The organism is Rhizobium leguminosarum (assembly GCF_002953715.1).
Lineage (GTDB): Bacteria > Pseudomonadota > Alphaproteobacteria > Rhizobiales > Rhizobiaceae > Rhizobium > Rhizobium leguminosarum_V.
Genome location: NZ_CP025016.1, coordinates 227,187 through 243,698, shown reverse-complemented (window position 1 = coordinate 243,698; position 16,512 = coordinate 227,187). Strand labels below are relative to the sequence as shown.

18 protein-coding genes are annotated in these 16,512 nt (G+C 62.4%); 5 read left to right on the top strand and 13 right to left on the bottom strand.

The genetic code is table 11. From position 1 onward, the window contains the following. Positions 1-32: 32 nt before the first annotated feature. On the bottom strand, positions 33-731 hold the full coding sequence (locus tag CUJ84_RS35955) for a ribonuclease activity regulator RraA (RefSeq protein WP_105010195.1): 699 nt from the start codon (positions 729-731) through the stop codon (positions 33-35). Positions 732-758: 27 nt separating this feature from the next. Beyond that, positions 759-1,544, bottom strand: coding sequence for an SDR family oxidoreductase (locus CUJ84_RS35950; RefSeq protein WP_105010194.1), 786 nt, complete (start codon positions 1,542-1,544; stop codon positions 759-761). A 97-nt stretch (positions 1,545-1,641) separates the two neighbouring features. On the opposite strand from CUJ84_RS35950, the gene CUJ84_RS35945 reads away from it, so the two are divergent. Further along, entirely contained in the window at positions 1,642-2,514 is an 873-nt protein-coding gene (locus CUJ84_RS35945) for a LysR family transcriptional regulator (RefSeq protein WP_105010193.1), read from the top strand. A 6-nt stretch (positions 2,515-2,520) separates the two neighbouring features. Here the strand turns inward: CUJ84_RS35945 and msrA are convergent, their stop codons facing one another. Continuing rightward, complete coding sequence (gene msrA / locus CUJ84_RS35940) at positions 2,521-3,030, bottom strand: peptide-methionine (S)-S-oxide reductase MsrA (protein ID WP_105010192.1); 510 nt, start codon at positions 3,028-3,030, stop codon at positions 2,521-2,523. 185 nt (positions 3,031-3,215) lie between these two features. Between msrA and CUJ84_RS35935 the strand changes: the two genes are divergently transcribed. From CUJ84_RS35935 to CUJ84_RS35920, 4 genes are read left to right on the top strand one after another with little or no spacing between them, the layout of a single operon-like run. Then, the gene (locus CUJ84_RS35935; protein ID WP_105010191.1) at positions 3,216-4,361 is read left to right on the top strand and encodes an extracellular solute-binding protein; all 1,146 of its coding nucleotides are present in this window, start codon (positions 3,216-3,218) and stop codon (positions 4,359-4,361) included. Continuing rightward, a complete protein-coding gene (locus CUJ84_RS35930; RefSeq protein WP_105010190.1) occupies positions 4,361-5,251 on the top strand; it encodes an ABC transporter permease in 891 nt (296 codons plus the stop codon). The genes CUJ84_RS35935 and CUJ84_RS35930 overlap by 1 nt, the downstream gene beginning before the upstream one ends. Continuing rightward, positions 5,248-6,075 carry an ABC transporter permease gene (locus tag CUJ84_RS35925; protein WP_105010189.1) on the top strand — a complete coding sequence of 276 codons (828 nt, stop codon included), beginning with the start codon at positions 5,248-5,250 and terminating at the stop codon, positions 6,073-6,075. Before CUJ84_RS35930 ends, CUJ84_RS35925 begins: the two co-directional genes overlap by 4 nt. Before the next feature lie 34 nt (positions 6,076-6,109). Continuing rightward, on the top strand, positions 6,110-7,189 hold the full coding sequence (locus CUJ84_RS35920; protein WP_105010188.1) for an ABC transporter ATP-binding protein: 1,080 nt from the start codon (positions 6,110-6,112) through the stop codon (positions 7,187-7,189). Between the two features lie 19 nt (positions 7,190-7,208). On the opposite strand, the gene CUJ84_RS35915 is transcribed toward CUJ84_RS35920, so the two are convergent. The 10 genes from CUJ84_RS35915 to CUJ84_RS35870 form a co-directional block, all read right to left on the bottom strand. Further along, positions 7,209-8,042 carry an inositol monophosphatase family protein gene (locus tag CUJ84_RS35915; protein ID WP_105010187.1) on the bottom strand — a complete coding sequence of 278 codons (834 nt, stop codon included), beginning with the start codon at positions 8,040-8,042 and terminating at the stop codon, positions 7,209-7,211. A 106-nt stretch (positions 8,043-8,148) separates the two neighbouring features. Next, positions 8,149-9,042 carry a ribokinase gene (locus CUJ84_RS35910; protein ID WP_105010186.1) on the bottom strand — a complete coding sequence of 298 codons (894 nt, stop codon included), beginning with the start codon at positions 9,040-9,042 and terminating at the stop codon, positions 8,149-8,151. A 23-nt stretch (positions 9,043-9,065) separates the two neighbouring features. Next, positions 9,066-9,713, bottom strand: coding sequence for a TenA family protein (locus CUJ84_RS35905; protein ID WP_105010185.1), 648 nt, complete (start codon positions 9,711-9,713; stop codon positions 9,066-9,068). Positions 9,714-9,715: 2 nt separating this feature from the next. Continuing rightward, complete coding sequence (locus CUJ84_RS35900) at positions 9,716-10,558, bottom strand: BtpA/SgcQ family protein (protein ID WP_105010184.1); 843 nt, start codon at positions 10,556-10,558, stop codon at positions 9,716-9,718. A 36-nt stretch (positions 10,559-10,594) separates the two neighbouring features. After that, a complete protein-coding gene (locus CUJ84_RS35895) occupies positions 10,595-11,368 on the bottom strand; it encodes a glutamine amidotransferase (RefSeq protein WP_105010183.1) in 774 nt (257 codons plus the stop codon). A 37-nt stretch (positions 11,369-11,405) separates the two neighbouring features. Continuing rightward, positions 11,406-12,485, bottom strand: a complete 1,080-nt coding sequence (locus CUJ84_RS35890) for a phosphotriesterase family protein (RefSeq protein ID WP_105010182.1) — start codon at positions 12,483-12,485, stop codon at positions 11,406-11,408. 4 nt (positions 12,486-12,489) lie between these two features. Then, positions 12,490-13,494: an ABC transporter permease gene (locus CUJ84_RS35885; RefSeq protein WP_105010181.1), complete on the bottom strand. Its 1,005-nt coding sequence runs from the start codon at positions 13,492-13,494 to the stop codon at positions 12,490-12,492. Beyond that, the gene (locus CUJ84_RS35880) at positions 13,491-14,312 is read right to left on the bottom strand and encodes an ATP-binding cassette domain-containing protein (protein ID WP_105010180.1); all 822 of its coding nucleotides are present in this window, start codon (positions 14,310-14,312) and stop codon (positions 13,491-13,493) included. Before CUJ84_RS35880 ends, CUJ84_RS35885 begins: the two co-directional genes overlap by 4 nt. Then, positions 14,309-15,262 (bottom strand): ABC transporter substrate-binding protein, encoded by a 954-nt coding sequence (locus CUJ84_RS35875; RefSeq protein ID WP_105010179.1) that lies wholly within the window; start codon positions 15,260-15,262, stop codon positions 14,309-14,311. Before CUJ84_RS35875 ends, CUJ84_RS35880 begins: the two co-directional genes overlap by 4 nt. A 38-nt stretch (positions 15,263-15,300) precedes the next feature. Continuing rightward, complete coding sequence (locus CUJ84_RS35870; RefSeq protein ID WP_105010178.1) at positions 15,301-16,323, bottom strand: LacI family DNA-binding transcriptional regulator; 1,023 nt, start codon at positions 16,321-16,323, stop codon at positions 15,301-15,303. Between the last annotated feature and the right edge of the window lie 189 nt (positions 16,324-16,512).

Here is a 16,512-nt window from a genome sequence, read left to right as displayed (position 1 = left end):
CGCGACCCTCCTCGATCCGCCTAGGCTGGAGCTTATTTCTTCGAGGCCTCGTAGAGCGCCTTGGTTTCGGCGTTCATCGGATAGAGGCCGGGCAGCGACACGCCTTCATCGATCCTGGTCATGATCCAGGCTTCCATGCGCTCCTGTTCCGGCGCTTCATCAAGCACCGCCTCGAGCAGATCCGCTGGGATCAGCACCGCGCCGTCCTGGTCGACGACGATAATGTCATCGGGGAAAACCGCCACGCCACCGCAGCCGATCGGCTGCTGCCAGGCGACGAAGGTGAGGCCAGCGACCGAAGGGGGTGCTGCGACGCCGCGGCACCAGACCGGCAGGTTGGCATCGAGCACGCCGGCAAGGTCGCGCACGACGCCGTCGGTGACGAGTGCGGCAACGCCTCTCTTCTGCATGCGGGCACAGAGGATATCGCCGAAGATGCCAGCATCGGTGACACCCATCGCATCGACGACGGCGACACAGCCCCCCGGCATCGCCTCGATCGCGGCGCGCGTCGAGATCGGCGAGGCCCAGGATGCCGGCGTCGCCAGATCTTCGCGGGCCGGAACGAAGCGCAGGGTGAAGGCCGGGCCGACGATGCGCGGCTGGCCGGGCTTCAGGGGAACGGCGCCGCGGATCCAGACGTTCCGCAGGCCCTTCTTCAAAAGAACGGTCGTCAGGGTGGCCGTCGAGACGGTCTTGAGAATTGCTATCGCTTCAGCGCTGAGGGCCATCGGGTATCGGTTCCAATTCGGTTTCTGTCAGATGCTCTGGATCATGCCGCCATCGACGCGGATCACCGATCCGGTGAGATAGGAGGCAGGCTCGCTCGCCAGGAAGGTGACGACATTGCCATATTCTTCCGGACGGCCATAGCGGCCGAGCGGAATGCTGCCGGTGCTTTCTGCGACGACGTCATCGATGGAGCGGCTTTCGCGTTTGGCCTTCTGCTCGTCGAGGAAGGTGATGCGGCCGGTGGCGATGCGGCCCGGCAGGACGATGTTGACGGTGATGCCGTCGCGTCCGACCTCGCGCGCCAGCGTTTTCGACCAGCCGACCAATGACAGGCGCAACGCGTTGGAGATGCCGAGATTGGGGATCGGCGCGACCACGCCCGACGAGGTCGAGGTGACGATGCGCCCCCATTTGCGCGCCCGCATCTCAGGCAGCACACGATCGGTAATGGCGATGACGGAGAGGACCATGCTCTGGAAATATTGGTTCCAGAGTGTCGGATCCTGGCCGGAGACGGTGGTCGGCGGCGGGCCGCCGGTATTGTTGACGAGGATCTCGACCGGTCCGAACTGACGTTCGATTGCAGCGACATGCGCATCGATCGAACCGAGATCGGAAAGATCCCATTGTAGTGCCAGCGCCTTGCCCCCTTCGGATTCGATCGCGGCCGCGGTCTTCTCAGCGGCGGCGAGATCGATATCCGCCGCGGCAATTCTGGCGCCTTCGCGCGCAAGCTTGACTGCAATCGCGCTGCCCAATCCGCCGCCGGCGCCAAGCACCAGGGCCGTCTTGTCCTTCAGGCCGAAATCCATTCCATCCGTCTCCTCATATGGTCGGGCCATCTTTCGGAGCAATGGATCGTAAATAAAATATGGCTTCTGCTTCGTTCAAGAGATAGAAAAACTATCGATGGACACACGTTTTCTCGAAACCTTCATCGTCGTTGCCGAGCGGCACTCGCTGGCGGAGGCCGCCCAGCGGCTGAACCTCACGCCTGCCGCCGTCGCCCAGCGCATCCGCGCATTGGAGGCCGAGCTCGGGGTGCGGCTGCTGGTGCGCTCCGGCCGCGTCATGCGGCCGACGGAGGCCGGTTTTGCCATTCTCGAACGTTGCAGGGATCTGGTGCGCGATACACGCGACCTGAAGGCGATGGCCGGCACCGCGACGATTTCGGGCGAGATGCGGATCGGGGCGATCAATACGGCGCTGACCGGTCTCGTTCCCGGCGTTCTCCACCGTCTCGCCCAGGATTATCCGCTGATCGAGATCTTCCTCAAGCCGGGGGCATCGATGGACCTCTATGCCGAGGTTTTGAACGGCGCACTGGATGCGGCCTTCATCATTGAACCGCGATTTCCGATGCAGAAGACGCTGACTTTCAACAAACTGCGCCAGGAACCCCTGGTGCTGATCGCTCCACGGGACTGCGAAGGGGCGGATCCGCTCGAACTGTTGAAGACCCTGCCCTTCATCCGCTACGACCGCAACCAGTGGGGTGGTCACATCGCCGATGAATATCTGCGCGAGAGCAGCATCCATCCAGTCGAGCGTTATGAGCTCGACGCGCTGGAGGCGATCGCGGTGATGGTAGACCGCGGCCTCGGAATCTCGATCGTGCCGGATTGGGCGCCGCCCTGGCCGGCGGGATTAGATATCGTCAAGCTGCCCCTGCCCCGCTCGTCCGCTATGCGCACCGTCGGCATCGTGGTGACGCGATCTTCGCCGAGGGCAAATCTCATCGCCGCGCTTCTGGAAACCAGCCGCGCGGCGATGGGAGCCTGATCAATATCAGGCGATCTTCTGGCGGACCGGCAGTTTCCAGCCGGGCCGGACGAAATGGCAGGTATAGCCGTTCGGAATCCGCTCCAGATAATCCTGGTGCTCGGGTTCTGCCTCCCAGAAATCGCTAACCGGCACGACTTCGGTGACGACCTTGCCGGGCCACAGGGCTGATGCGTCGACATCGGCGATCGTGTCTTTGGCGACGCGCTCCTGCTCAGGGGTGACGTAGAAGATTGCCGAGCGGTAGCTCAAGCCAACATCGTTGCCCTGGCGGTTGCGCGTGCTCGGGTCGTGGATCTGGAAGAAGAATTCGAGGATTTCCCGATAGCTGATCCTTGAGGGGTCGAAGATGATCTCGATCGCCTCCGCATGGGTTCCGTGGTTGCGATAGGTGGCATTCGGCACATCGCCGCCGGTATAGCCGACGCGGGTCGAGATCACGCCCTTGTATCGGCGGATGAGGTCCTGCATGCCCCAGAAGCAACCGCCGGCGAGGACTGCACGTTCTTCGGTCATTGGATATCTCCTTTTCCGCAAGAGATAGTAACTCCTGGCGCCGATTTCTACACGGTGCAAAGAGCACAGCTGTGCAATTTCCCTCAGATATGCCCGATCTGTCATGTCGATGTTACGCGCCGGCGCTAGCAAGGCCTCAGACAATCCTGCGGAGGCTGAGCCTCGACACCTGATGGAGACGGGTTATGAATAGACGCGAATTTCTGATCACATCATCAGCTGCAGCCGGTCTGCTGGCTCTTCCGCGTTTCGCATCGGCTGCGGCCGGCACGATCGACCTCTACAGCGGTTCGGATGCCAATATCGTCGACCTCTGGAACAACGTCATCCGCCCGGCCTTCGAAAAGGCGCATCCCGGCGTTGCCCTGAAGGTGACCGATGCCGGCGACAATAATGGCTTGCGCGCCATCGCCGACCGTGCGCTCGCCGCGCTGAAGACGAAGACCGATCCGCAGGCCGACCTTTTCGAGCAATTCGATCCGCGTCTGCCATCCGGCGGCATCGATGCCGGCCTCTGGGTGAAGTTCTCCGCCGAGAACATCGAGGGCTACGACCATATCAACCCGCTTGCCTTCGATACTCCCTTCTCCCTTCCCTATCGCGGTTCGCAGGTCCTTCTCGCCTACGACACGACCAAGCTCGATCCGAAGGATGCGCCGAAAAGCTGGGATCAGCTCACCGCCTGGATCAAGGCCAATCCGGGCCAGTTCATCTACAACCGTCCTGACAAGGGCGGTTCGGGCGGAAACTTCGTCCGCCGTGCGATCCATGAGGCCAATGGCCGCGATCCGAAGAAGTTCAAGATCGACAATTTCACCGCCGACTTCGCCACTGAGACGTTGACGCCGGCCTGGAAGATCCTCAACGACCTCGCCCCGGCGCTCTATGACAAGGGCGCCTATACGGCCGGCAACACCCAGTCGATCCAGTTGCTCGCCCAGGGCGTCGTCACCATGGTGCCGGTCTGGTCGGACCAGGTGCTACAGGCGATCTCCCAGGGTGTGCTGCCTGATACGACCGGCCTCGTGCAGCTTACCGATCTCGCCCTTTGCGGCGGTTTCTCCAGCATCACCGTCTTCTCCAACGGCGCCAACAAGGATGCGGCGCTGAAGCTTGCCGCATTCATGCTGACGAAGGAAATGCAGGAAGCGATCATCACCGAGATCGGCGGCTTCCCCGCCATCTCGTGGGATCACATCTCCGACGATCTTCGCAAGAAATATGCCGACGTCATTCCCTCAACCATTCCGACCTTCCCGAGTGGCGATTGGGAAAAGGCGATCGCCGACGGCTGGTACCGCAACGTTGCTCCGGGCATCAGCCGCACCTGATGTCCACTGACACTGCGCCGGCGGTTCTGCGCCGTCACCGGTCCATCAGAAGGGGGAGCTCTATCGGGCTCCTCCTCGTTGCCCTGCCGGTCTTCCTGGTTGCATGGCTGGTCGTCTTTCCGATCTTTTCGGCGGTCGTCGGCACGATCTTTGTTCGAGGCCCTGACGGAGCGACGGAATTCTCGCTTGCTTCGTACCGCTTCTTCTTCACCGACGGCTACAGCCTCGGCAATCTGTGGCTGACGCTCTGGACCACCGCCGTCTGCGGTATCCTGCTTCTGGCGATCGGCCTTCCGATCGCGCTTTACCTTCGGTTCTCACAAGGACGCCTTGCCGCCTATGTGCAGGCTCTTGCGATCTTTCCAATGTTCGTGCCATCGATCATCCTCGCTTATGCGCTGATCCGGACGATCGGGCCGAACGGAACTGTCGACCTATTGCTGAATTCAGTCGGCCTACCCAAGCTGCGCACGCCCTATCTGACGCCGTGGGGACCGGTCATCGGTCTCGTCTGGGACAATCTTCCGCTAACGGTGCTGATGCTGACGGCCGGCCTTTCCTCCATTTCGAACAGTGCGATTGAGGCCGCTCGCGATGTCGGCGCAAGGCCGCTTCGGGTCTTCGTCTCGATCATCCTGCCGCGCATGGGCAATTCCCTGCTGGTCACCGCTTCCTTTGCGGTGCTCGGCATCTTCTCCGCCTTCACCCTACCCTATGTGCTCGGCTCGGCATCGCCGGAGATGATGGGGCCGTTCATGCAGCGCACCTTCGCCGATATGAACGACCCGCTGAACGCCATGACCCAGGCCGTTATCACATTCGGCTTCTGCCTGATCTTCGGCATCCTCTACATCAGGTCGATCGCCCGCAACCGCGAGGCCCAGCCATGAGTGCCGGCAGATCGAGCTTCGGCCTGCGCTTCGACTGGATCGGCCTGCTCTTCGCGTGCCTGCTGACGCTGTTCATCGCGCTGCCGCTGATCGTTGTCGGCACATGGGCCTTCACCGAGGTCTGGCGTTACCCCTCGGTGATCCCGCAGCAGTTCGGCCTGCGCTTCTGGGGCCAGACGTTGGCGCGCGGGGATGTCTGGGATGCACTCTTCCTCAGCCTGCGGCTGACGACGACGGTCACCATTCTTTCCGCCGTCATCTGTCTTCCCGCCGCTTATGCTTTCGCGCGCATGCGCTTTCCCGGCAGGAACATCCTGTTCCTGTCGTTTCTGGCATCGCATGCCTTTCCGAAATTCGGCCTGCTCGTCGCCATTGCCGGCATCTTCCTGCAGCTCGGCCTGATCAGCACCTTCTGGGGCGTCGTGCTGATCCAGCTCGTCGGCACGCTGATGCTGATGATCTGGATTCCGGTCGCAGCCTTCCAGAATGTCGACCGGCGCATGGAAGAGGCAGCACGCGATGCCGGTGCAACGCCGCTGCGCGTCTTCTGGTCGATCACGCTGCCGCAGGCCGCACCGACGATATCAGCCGCGCTGCTTTTGACCTTCGTCGGCACCTTCTACGAGACCGAAGGCGCCTGGCTGATCGGTGCGCCCGAGATTCGCACCATGCCGGTGCTGATGATCAGCTTCATCAACAACCAGATCGTCGTGCAATACGGCGCCGTGCTCTCCGTCATGCTGTGGGTGCCGTCCTTCATCGCGCTGATGTTTGCACGCCGCGTGATCGGCACCGGCGCCTTTGCGAGAGGCTTCGGCGCGTGAAGCTTTGCGCGTCAGTTCAGGGAAGGGTTTGAGAATGGCACATCTGGCGATCGAGGGCGTTTCGAAGCTGTTCGGGACCACCTTTGCCGTTCGCGACTTCTCGCTCGAAGTAGGCGACGGCGAGCTCGTTTGCCTGCTCGGTCCATCCGGCTCCGGCAAATCGACGCTTCTCAGGATGATCGGCGGCTTCGAGCGCCCGAGCGGCGGAACCATCCGCATCGACGCGAAGGATGTGACGACGCTGCCGCCCGAGCGGCGCCCAACCGGAATGGTGTTCCAGAGCCATGCGCTCTGGACGCACATGGACGTCTTCAACAATATCGCCTTTGGCCTGAAGCTCCGCCGGCTGCCGAAAGCGGAAATCCGTGAGCGTGTCGAGGCTGCACTGGCGCTTGTCGGTCTTGCCGATTACGGCCGCCGGATGACGACGCAACTGTCGGGCGGCCAGCAGCAGCGTGTCGCCCTTGCCCGCTCGCTCGTGCTCGAGCCGAAGATTCTTTTGCTCGACGAGCCCTTCGCCAGCCTCGACCAGCATCTGCGTGAAAGGCTGCGGGAGGAGGTGCGCGATATCCAGCAGCGCCTCGGCATCACCACGCTCTTCGTCACGCACGGTCAGGACGAGGCCTTAGCGCTCGCCGACCGCATCGTCGTCATGCACGACGGACGCACCGAACAGATCGCGCCGCCGAGCACCATCTACCGGCAGCCGCAGACGGCCTTCGTCGCCGGTTTCATCGGCTCGATGAATTTCGTCCAGAGCCGCGTTAGAAACGGTGTCTGCGAACATCCGCTTTTCTCGCTTGCAATCCCCGTCGAGGACGGACCGGTGACGCTGGCCGCCCGCCCGGAAGCGCTGACGATCCGTCCCTCGGATCGGGCGGATGCCGCGACAGTCCATCGCGCCGTCGATTTCGGCACCCACAAGATGGTCGATGTCGATCTTGCCGACGGCAGCCGTCTGAAGGCGATGGTGGCGCCGGACGATCGCATCCGGACCGGGATGAGGGTCGAGCCGAGCTTGGCTGGCTTTTTCGTCTTTCGCGACAACGAGCTCGTCCATCAGTCGATGCCGACAAGGGGCGATGTGGAGATCGAAGAACTCCTGCGGGTTTAGACGCTCGGATTGCGCCGGTTCACGCCTTGCTCTGGAAGCCTTCCAGCAGCCAGGGATGCAGTGCCTTGCTGGCGGCAAGGATATCGCCCCGCCCGTTGACTTCGGCCCCGGAAAACCGGGTGACGATACCGCCCGCCTCTTCGACCAGCAGCGCCGAGGCGCCGAAATCATGGATCGCGAGCCCGTCCTCGAAGAACCCGTCCAGCCGGCCGCAGGCGACATAGGCGATCGACAGTGCAGCCGAGCCGAGGCGGCGCACACCCGCCGTGTTGGCCATCAGCCGTTTGATGGCTTCGAAATAGGTTTCTTCCGCAACCGCCTTGACCTGGCCGGGGATCGGCAGGCCGGCGCCGACAAGCACATTCTCGATATCGCCGACATTGGCGCAGTGGATGCGTTCGCCGTTGAGATAGGCGCCGCCGCCGATTTCGGCGCTGAAGAGCTCGTCCTGCATGGCGTCATAGACGACGCCCATGACGAGCCTGCCGCTTTCGACGATCGAGATCGTCATGCCGAAATGCGGAATGCCCCAGGCGTAATTGGTCGTGCCATCGATCGGGTCGATGTAGATGATCGGCGTTTCCGGACCCGCCGTGCGGTTGCCGACGGCTTCCTCACCCTGGATGGCATAGTCCGGGAAGGCTTTCGTCATCTCGTCAACGATAATCCGCTCGACGGCGACATCGATTTCGGTCTGATAGTCGCGCGGCGCCTTGGCGAGCATTTCTGCCGACGTTCGTCGCCGTAGCGAGCCACGGGCGGTTTCGCCCGCCTTCAATACCGTTTCGGCAAGTACGACAAGGCGGGACGATGCGGTCGGGGAAAGACGCGCGGAAATCGGGGAGGATGTCATGAGAAAAGTCCGGATGCTGCTGATATGACGGAATGAATCGCGAAGAGCCCATCCCTTCGCAGAGGCTGATGATGGTTTTATGAAGCTGCACGCCACACGGAGCCGGCTATCTCAGGATCGCTTCAAGCTCGGAAATGGTCGGAAACGCCTTTCTCGTTCCATGTCTTGAGACGGTGATGGCCGCGGCCGCCGCTGCGTGTTCGATGGCTAGCCGGTCCAGCCTCTGCCCGCGCAGCGCGCAGGATGCCAGCGCTGCGGCCATGAAGGTATCGCCTGCGCCCGTTGTATCCACAACATCGCAGACCTGGGCCGGTACTTCGATGCTGTCGCGCCGGTTCACGAGCGTCGCGCCATCGCCGCCGAGCGTCAGGACGACGTCTCGCGGGCCCCGGCTTAGCAGATATTCGGCAGCCTGCCTGCCCGTCGTTCCCGTCAGGGTCTGCGCCTCGCCCTTGTTGAGGAAGGCGATGTCGATCAACCCCCAAAGATCAGAGAAATAAGAGCGCACCGGCGAGGGATTGAAGGCGGTGACCATGCCCATCGCTCTTGCATGCTCCAGGATATCGCGGGTCGTCTGGTCGGACAGATTGCCCTGCAGCATTATGAGATCGCCAGGGCCGGCCGTCGACAGGATCCGCCTGACATCGGACAGGGACAGGCTCTGCGCCGATTCCGTCGTCGTGATGATGGCATTTTCGCCGCCCGGCAACCGGAAGATGATCGAGACATCGCTCGATGCATTTTCCATTTCGATCAGTTCGCTCCGAAGCGGTTCGTCCGCGAGGTAATGGCGTATGGTATCGGCCCTCGCATCCCTGCCGATAGGCGCCACCAGCGTTGTCGGAACGCCGCAGCGGGCCATGACGACCGCCTGGTTTGTGCCCTTGCCGCCGAGATCGCTGCCACCAGCGTTGCCGAGGATGGAGGCACCGATGACGGGAAGTTCGGAGACGGCGATGGTTTCGTCGATGGCGACGTTACCGACTATGTAGGCGCGCATGCATCCGCTTTCGCAAGGTGAAGCTAAAGGTAAGGCGCATCGTGAAAATCGATCTCGAGTTGCATCGCCCGGCCGAAGATCGCGCTGAGCCGCGCCTTTTCATCCTCTTCCAAGGTTTCTCCCGCCATGTCGAGTTCATTCTTCAGCCATTGCGCCTGGGCGGCGAAATTCGGATCGACATGCAGGTCGACCCATTCCTTCAAGAGGGGATCGCTGATCGGGCGGCTGGCTGCTTCCTTCGACCAGGTCCAATACATCCACTCGGCCGCAAACATCGCCGCGACCGTGTCGAGGAAGCCGCCTTGGCGGGCGATCTCCAACATGCCGGCGCGAAAGGCCTCGACCTCGGCGATGTCGGTGTCGAAGGACGAGGGATCGATGCCGCGGCTGGCGAAGGTACGCTCGAAATAGCTGATCTGCTCGTTGGCGAGCGCATCGAGAACCGCGATCAGCCAGCGCTTCTGCGTCATCGTCGTGGCGGTCGCCGCCGCATAGGCAAAGATCGAAATGGCGCTGTCGACGAAGGCGCCTTCATAGACGAGATAACGCTCGAAATCCTCCTTGCTCAGCCTGTCGTTTTTCACGTCCGCGACGAAGCGGTGGTTCAGCATCGCGCCAAGGACAGCATCGTTCTCGCGCAGGATACGGGCCGAAAGGCTCTCTGCCGCCATGCTCAGCCCTCCAGTCCCGGTTCGGCCGCCGCCCGGAAGGCGCGCACGCGCTCGACGTCGACCGGGTTCCACCAGACGCCGCCATGCTTCAACGAAGACGCAACGATGACGCCATTGGTGCGGCCCAGAATATCGACGATATTGTCCTTGTTGACGCCGGAGCCGACGAGCAGCGGCAGGTGTGTCGCCGCGCCGATCTCCTCGATCTCCTCCATCGTTGCCGAATTGCCGGTCCGCTGGCCGGTGGCGATGACGCCGTCGGCATCGAAGAAGGCGAGATCGCGCGTCAGCTCCTGGATCGAGCGGTCGGCGACGATAGCGTGGCTGCCATGCTTGACGTGGCTGTCGGCAAAGACCTTGATGTGCTCGGCCCTGAGCAGCGAGCGGTAGCGCATGGCTTCGGCGGCCCTGCCCTCCATGAAGCCTTCATTGGCGACATAGGCATTGGCCCATTGATTGACGCGGATGAATTTGGCGCCACCGGCCATGGCGATGGCAAAAGCCGGGATCGGCGCATTGGCCAGCACGTTGACGCCAAGCGGAATGCCGGCCGCGCGCGCGATCCGGTCGGTGACGACGGACATGAAGCCTGTCGTCTCGGGGCCGATATCCTCGGGCTTGGAGAACGGCACGTCGCCGTGATTTTCGATGATCAGCCCATGCAGCCCGCCTTCCACGCAAGCTTCGGCGTCGCGCATGCAGGCGTCGTAGATCGCATCCATCGCAGCCCCCCGATAGCGCGGCGCGCCCGGAAAGGCCGGGCAATGGATCATGCCGATCAGAACCTTGTCCCTGCCGAAGATATCCCTGATGGCGTGGGACGGCCTGTCCGAAATTTCCTGCATCTCATTCCTCCCTTTCCAATTCCGCGCGCGGTAAAATCACGCCTGCTTTTCAGTGAGCCAGCCAAGGATGTTCTTCCAGAGCCGGCCGTAGCCTTCCCATTCACAGAAAGCAGGCGAGAGCCAGTGCGGGCCGATATCCGACGTCCAGGCGGCTGTCCGCCCCGTGCCATGCGTGCCGACGACGAGCAGCGGGTGACCGCCCTGATCCTCAGGCAGGCGCGCGACGATTTCAACGTCGGCACGATCTCGCACTTCGACCTCGTTGACGCCGAGAAGCACCGGCCAGGCGCCTTCGAGACCCTGCATCGTCGGATGATCAGGCTTCACCACTTCGGCAACCGTGCCCTCGGGGATCTCGACGCGGTCGTCATAAGTCAGGCACAAGACGGGCAGCGTGTCTTCGACGGGGGTGCGCCGCCAGCGGGCCTTGCCGTCGATGCCCTGGAAGGAGAAGTACCCACCGACCATCAGCAGGCCGCCGCCCTTCTCCACCCATGCCTTCAGAAGCTTCAGGCGGTTCGGCACCGTGCGCGAATGCAGCCACACATCCGGCGGCAGCAGCAGCGAGTTGGCGCCGATATCGGAGAGAATGATGGCGTCGTAGGCGTCGAGCCCCGCCATGTCGAAGGGGAATTTCTCCACCGCCTCGTGCGCCGGCATATAGGTGAGTTCGAAGGCGCTGCCGGCGAGCGCCTTCACCAGCGGTTCGGCGCCGAGATGGAAGGTGACGCTGCCGAACTGGTCGAAGCCTTTGTAATGCGTGGCGGAGCTGACCCAGCTCTCGCCGACAAGGAGGATTTTCTTGGTCATGGTCTGCGTTTACCCGTGATCGATTAAATGGATGGAGCTAGGCTCCGGCGTGAAAGACGCGACGTGGATTGCTGCGCATCATCTCGTCGAGAACCGTCCTGTCGAGGCCGTGCCGCTGAAGACGGGGAAGGAAGTGGCGAAGGATATAGGCGTAGCCATTGCCGCCATAATGCGTCAGCATCATCTTCAGAAAGACGTCGTGCGACAGAAGAATCCGGTCGAGATACCCGGCCTCGACGAGACGCACGATCGCACGCGCCGCCTCCTCGTCGCTCGGGCATTGCACCTGCTGGTCGGCATAGAAGAAATCCATGCCGATCATGTCGTATTCGATGAAGGCGCCGCGCTCTGCCAGCTCGCTCTGATAGGCGATGTCGTCATGCGAGGGGTTCATGTGGCAAAGGACGGTGTGGCTGAGATCTGCTCCTTCTTCGGCAACCACGTCGAGCACGCGGTGGCCGAGACGGAACCAGCCCGGCAGATGCACCATCAGCGGAAGTCCGGTCAGCACCTGCGCCCGGGCAGCACCGCGCAGCGATTTCTCCTCCTCGGCGGTGAAATCCGAGGAGACGCCGATCTCGCCGATCAGGCCGATCCTGACGCCCGTGCCGTCGACGCCTTCCCTCGCCTCGCGAACGATCTCTAGCGCAATGTCATCGACGCTCATCGCGGCGACGCCTTCCGGATGCGAGGAGCCGAGGTAATAACCCGCCCCCATCACGATGTTGAGGCCTGATGCTTCGGAGATACGCCGGAGCGCCAGCGGATCACGGCCGATGCCCTTGCAGGTCGGTTCCACCACGGTGCGCCCGCCCGCCGTGGCGAAATCCCTGAGTTCGGCCACCGCCAGCTGTTCGTCGTCGAGCGTGATATTGTGCTTGTTGACGAAAGGATCCTGCCTGAGTTCGCCGAGGATCTCCATGCAGACGAAGCTTTCGGCCAGATATTGCCGCTCCGGTGTCTTCGGCGCGTGCCACCAGCAGCGGCAGTCGTTGAGGATATGCTCGTGCATCAGCGTCACGCCGAGCGCATCCACCGAAATCGGACCGGTGACGGCCATCACCTTGCCCGACCGGACATGCGCTTCGGACAGGCTTTCTGCTGTCGGCTCGCTCATCGCTTCATCCTTTCCTGCCTAGCCGGAAATGGAAATTGGCCGTGAAGATGCGCGTGTTCAGCCAGATGGCCACGAGAATGATGGCGCCGGTGACGATCTGGGTGAAGAACGGCGATATGTGCATCAGGATCAGGCCATTGCCGATGACGGCGATGGTCAGCGTGCCGAGCACGGTGCCGAGAATCGTGCCGCGTCCGCCCATCAGCGACGTTCCGCCGAGCACGACGGCCGCAATCACCTGCAGCTCGAAACCGACGGCGGCATTGGACGAACCGGAGCCGAGGCGAGCGGCGATCAGCAGGCCGGCGACCGCGCAGGCGACGCCGGAGATGATATAGACCGAGGCGATGATCCATTTGGCGGGCATGCCGACACGCCGAGCCGCCTCCATGTTGGATCCAACAGCCACGACCTGCCGGCCATATTTCGTCGCGGTGATGACGACATAGCCCAGAATGGCGATGATGACGGCGATGATCGCCGGGATCGGGAAGCTCAGGATTTCGCCCCGCCCGAGCGCGAAGAAGCCCGGCGCGTCCTTGATCGGGATGGAATAGCCCTGGGTCAGATAGAGCGCCAGGCCGCGCAGAATCGAGAGGCCGGCAAGCGTGACGATGAAGGCCGGGATGCCCTGATAGGCGACGAACCAGCCCTGGACCAGCCCCATGAAGCCGCCGAGCACGATCATGCCGATGACCACCGACGGCCAGGGAACACCCATCGCCATAACGATCGCCGCGACCGCGTTGATGAGGGCGACCTGCGAGCCGACCGAAAGATCGATGCCGCCGGTGATGATGACGAATGTCATGGCGATGGCGACGATCAGGATGGGCGCAGCCTGCCGCACGATGTTCAGGATGTTGCCGAGCGTGAAGAAGGTTTCGCTGCCGATCGAGAAGAAGATCATGCAGGCCAGGAAGAAGATGGCGATCGACAGGACCTGTGCGTGTTCGCCGAAGAAATCGGCGACGCGCGAGCCGTGGCCGCGTTCCGTATAAGCCGTCATTGTCTGGCTCCTTCACCGACGATCAGCCTGACGAGATCTTCGAGATTGGTGCTGCCGATCTGCCGTTCGGCCACCTTCGTGCCCTCGTACATCACCGCAATTCGGTCACAGACCCGGAAGAGATCCTGCAGCCGGTGGGTAATGAGGATCACCGAAACCCCGTTCGCCTTGACGCGGTTGATCAGGGCCAAAACCGCTTCGACCTCGGCGACGGCAAGTGCCGACGTCGGCTCGTCCATGATCAGCACCTTCGGCTTGAAGGAGGCAGCGCGTGCGATCGCGATCGCCTGACGCTGCCCGCCGGAGAGCTGGGCGACCTTGCCGGTCAGCCTCGGGATGCGGATCTCAAGCGAATCCAGCATCTTGCGGGCTTCGGACAGCATCGTCCTGGTGTCGAGAAACGGCCCGCGGCTGAGTTCGCGGCCGAGGAAGAGATTGCCTACGACATCGATATGGTCGCAGAGACTGAGATCCTGGAACACCATTTCGATGTTTCTGCCACGCGCATCCGCGGGGCCGGAGAAGCGAACCTCTTCGCCTTCCATGGTGATGGTGCCGGCATCGGGAATGTAGGTTCCCGAGATGATTTTCGTCAGCGTCGACTTGCCAGCGGCGTTATCGCCGACAAGGCCCAGGCATTCGCCGGGGAAGATGTCGAGATCGACGCCGCGCAGGGCCTGGTGCGAGCCGAACGACTTGCGGATACCGCGCAGCGAGATGCGCGGGTCGGATCGGGTGCCGCCGGATATTCCGGTTCCGGAGGGAGCGACCCCTCCGGAACCGGCGGCAGCGATGTCACGCTGTCCGCTTTCGATCATTTGAAGACGGCCCGGTACGGCTCGACATTCTCCTTGGTCACGATGGTGATCGGCACCGAGATCGTCTTGGTGACGGCTTCGCCGGCCGAGGCCTTGACGAGCGCGTCGACGGCGGCACCCCCCATTGCGGCCGGATCCTGCTGGACGACGGCGACGACGAAGCCGGCATCGATGCCGGCAATGGCTTCGGCAGTCAGATCCCAGCCGAACACCTTGATCTTATCCTGCTTGCCCTGGCTCTGGACGGCGGCGATCGCCCCCATCAGGGCCGGCTCGCCGGTGGCGTAGATCGCGGTCAGGTCAGGATTGGCGGTGATCAGGTTTTCTGCCGCCGCAAGGGCGTTGTCCTGGATGTTCTGCCCGTCGACGACGCCGGCCATTTCAATGCCGTCGACGCCTTTCAGGGTCTTCTCGAAGCCGTCCTGGCGGATATTCTGGATGAACGAGTTCAGCGCTCCGACAACGCCGAGCTTGGCCTTGCCGCCCATGTTCGCCTTGACGTAGTCGAGGAAATATTTGCCCATATCAGCGCCGGCCGCGGCATTGTCCACGCCGATCTGCGCCTTCTGCGGGCCGTCCGGCAGGATGGCGTCGATGGCGACGACAGGAATGCCGGCATCGGCCGCCTGCTTGACCGCCGGCATGATGCCGTTGACGTCGATCGCCACGACGGCAAGGCCGGAGACCTTTTCCTGGACGTAGGTTTCGATCGCACTGTTCTGCGCGGTCGTTTCGTTGTTGGCGTTGAAGATCACCAGTTTGACGCCGGCGGCGTCAGCCGCCTTCTGGGCGCCCTCATTCATCTGATTGAAGAAAAGCGCCTGCTGGTTGATCTGCACCAATGCGACGGTCTTCTTTTCCTGTGCCGCAGCGCTGGACAGGCCGATGAAGGTCAATGCCGTGAAGCCGGCGGCGACGATCATCGTTCGTCTTGTCAAATTCAGTGTCATGTTCTCATCCTCTTTTGGTTTTTTGACGTTGCTGATTGTTATTTCGCAGGCGGCGCAACAGAGTTCCGCACCACGATTTCGACAGGCACCAGTTCTTCCGAGGCGGATGGTTTCCACTCGTGCCAATTGGTTTCCAGAAGCAGCTCCAGCGACCGCCGGCCGATCTGGCGCACCGGCTGGCGGATGGCCGTCAGCGGTGGTGCAAAAAGATGAAGCGGACCGACATCGTCGAAGCCGATGACCGAGATGTCATCGGGGATCGAGACGCCTTGGCTTCTGAAGACCTCGACCAGCCCGATGGCGATCTCGTCGGAGCTGGCGAAGATCGCCGTCGCTTTTCGATCGCCGGAGAGATAGTCAAGCGCAGCCGCACGGCCGTATTCGATTGTATATTCGCCGGCATAGCGGTCGGCCCGGGCCTCATCGCCATGCCGTTCCCTGAGCGCCTTCAGCAGGCCGTCATAGCGCCTGCGGGCGCTGATCATGCGCTCGTCGCCGCCGATGAAAAGGACGTGCCGATGGCCCTGCTCGGCCAGGTGCCAGCCGGCAAGATAACCGCCCTGCTCGTTGTCGCAGAACAGCTTCGGCGCCTTCGAATCGGGAATGTCCTCATCGACGATGATGACCTTGCCGCTGCCGTTGATCAGCGCGGCAAGCGCGCCATCGTCGGGGTGGTTGGTGACAAAGATCAGGCCGTCGACGTGATTGCGCTCGATCAACTGCAGATATTCGATCTCGCGCCCCGGCCGGTTGAGCGTCGCGTGCAAGGAGACCGCGAGCTTCTTTTCATCGGCCGCCTGCTCCACGGCGGCGACGAGGGTCGCGAAGAAGGGATTGGCGATATCGGGCACGACGAGGCCGATCGTATCCGAGCGCCCCCTGCTTAACCGCCGCGCATGCGGGTTCGGCCGGTAGTTCAGCGTCTTGATCGCATCCTCGATGCGTTTCTTGGTCTGAAACGGAAGATCGAGGCTGCCGTTGACGAAGCGCGACACGGTGGTGACCGACACGCCGGCGGCCGCCGCAACATCCTTCAAGCTTGGTGTCGTTCCCTTGGCCATTGACTGGACCTATTGTAAAGCGGTTTAGTAAAGCGGTTTACAAGACAATATCGATTGCTCGACGTTGTCAACAGCGATGATCGTGCAGGATTTGTTTTTCTTGCGATCCGATCCAGCTCGACCGGACAGGCCCTCAGGCGATCGTCGGGTCGAGCTTGTCGCGCAGCCAGTCGCCGGTGATGCTTTCGA